Source organism: Kitasatospora sp. NPDC036755, from assembly GCF_040636595.1.
GTDB lineage: Bacteria > Actinomycetota > Actinomycetes > Streptomycetales > Streptomycetaceae > Kitasatospora.
In genome coordinates this window covers 1-1797 of sequence record NZ_JBEZUT010000640.1, presented here as the reverse complement: position 1 = coordinate 1797, position 1797 = coordinate 1, and the positions used below count along the sequence as shown (strand labels likewise).

At 75.4% G+C, this 1797-nt stretch carries 1 pseudogene; it reads right to left on the bottom strand.

The features are described from left to right. Positions 1–1757: pseudogene (locus AB0E96_RS40830) on the bottom strand (hypothetical protein); the annotation flags it as partial. Between the last annotated feature and the right edge of the window lie 40 nt (positions 1758–1797).

The window sequence follows — 1797 nt, the reverse complement described above, 5'->3', positions numbered from 1 at the left end:
CCGGCGGCCAGCGCGCCGTCCACCACGGTGGCGGCCACCACGGCCGCGAGCTCCGACACCCGCTCGGGCAGCGGCAGCCGGTGCAGCGCGGCGGGCAGCGGTGAGAGCCGGCCGAGCAGCCGTGCGCGTTCCTCGGGACGGATGCTCAGCCAGACCGCCTGCCGGTGCGCCTCCTCGCGCTCCTCCGGGCTGAGCCCGTCGCCGCCGCGCCGGCCGCCGCCGACGGTCCGGGCCAGCCAGTCCACCTCGGCCAGCACCTCCGGCAGTCCGGCCACCGCGAGCAGCCGCGAGCAGTGCTCGCCCGCGCACTCGGGGTGGAAGCAGTCGTAGCGGGCGACCACGACCGGCGCCCCGCCCCGGACCAGTTCGTCGATGAGCTCGGCGCCGTCCGGTTCGGTGACGACGCGTTCCAGGCCGGTGGTGTCGATCCGTCGGTCGCGGTAGTGCGGGACGGCTCCCGGCGCGAAGGCGGCCCCGAGTGCGAGCACCGCGACCGCTGCCACGGCCTCGCGCCGGGAGCCGGGCGCCCGGGCCACGTCGGTGAGGTGGTGCAGGTCGAAGACGGTGTCCTCGACCTCGTCCCGCAGCCAGTCGCGGACCCGCTCCGCTCCCCCGGTGGAGAGCCAACGGGCCGCCGCTCCGGAGTTCTTGAGCAGCGCCTCGGTGAGCCGGACCGGGTCGGTGAACGGGTTGCCGAGGAAGGTGACCGGTCGGTGTGCCCGGGGCTGTGCCTGCGGCCGGCGGCGGACCACCTCGGGGGTGCCGCCGGCCAGCCAGCTGCGGACCTGCGGCGCGGTCCAGCGATCCTCCGGCTTCTTCGTGAACAGCCCCTGGAGGAGGAGCAGTTGACGAGGGTCACGGACGGCGCCGAGGTCAACCTCCTCGCCCATGACCAGTTCCAGCTCCAGCTCCTGGTCGTCCGGGCGCTCGCCGTCCGCGCCGACGAAGCGGGGGCGGCCGACGAACAGCTCGTACAGCACGTTGCCGAGCCCCCACCAGGGCCCGGCCTGGTGGTTCTTGCCCGCCAGTTGCTCGGGGGCCATGTAGGCGACGGTGACCATCATCGCGGAGGTGAACCGGCGGCTGTCGGTGAGCCGGTCCACGCCGCCGAAGTCCGCGATCACGAACTCCCCGGAGCCGCTGCCGGGGCGCACCAGGATGTTGGCGGGCTTGAAGTCCAGCGGGTTGCGCCTGATCCGCTGCTGCCAGAAGTCGAGGAGGGCGACCAGCTCGTAGACGATCTGCTCGGTGGCCCGGCGGTCGCCGTGCCCGCCCGCCCGCCACAGCCCGGCGACGTGCGCGGCGAGGGTGACCGGCAGGTACTCCATGGCCACCCAGTCGACCTGGGCGCCGTGGTGGCGGACCCTGCCGAAGTCGATCAGGTGCGGGACGTGCCGGCGGAAACCGTCGTTGCGCAGGTGGGCGAGCAGGTCGTGGTCCATCGGCTGGCCGGCGACGGCCACCTTGACGGCCGCGTCGCCGCCGCCGTCGGTGCGCCGGACGTACCAGACGGTGCCCTCCGAACCCGCCCCGGCCCGGCCGAGCGGGACGAACCGACTCCGCAGGGCGTCCGGGAAGGCCCCCTCGAACGGGTCGTCGGTGCCGGCACCGCCACCGAAGCCCCCGGGATCGGCTCCGGTGCCGTTCGGGTCACCGTCGGAGCCACTGCCGGGGCCGCCGCCCGGGCGTCCGGCCGGGGCCGGGCCGCCGGGCCCGACGCCGTCCCTGTTCCGCCTCGCCGAGTCCTGGGGGATCACCCCCGACGCCGAACTCGGGCACTCCGTCGGCGAGATCGCG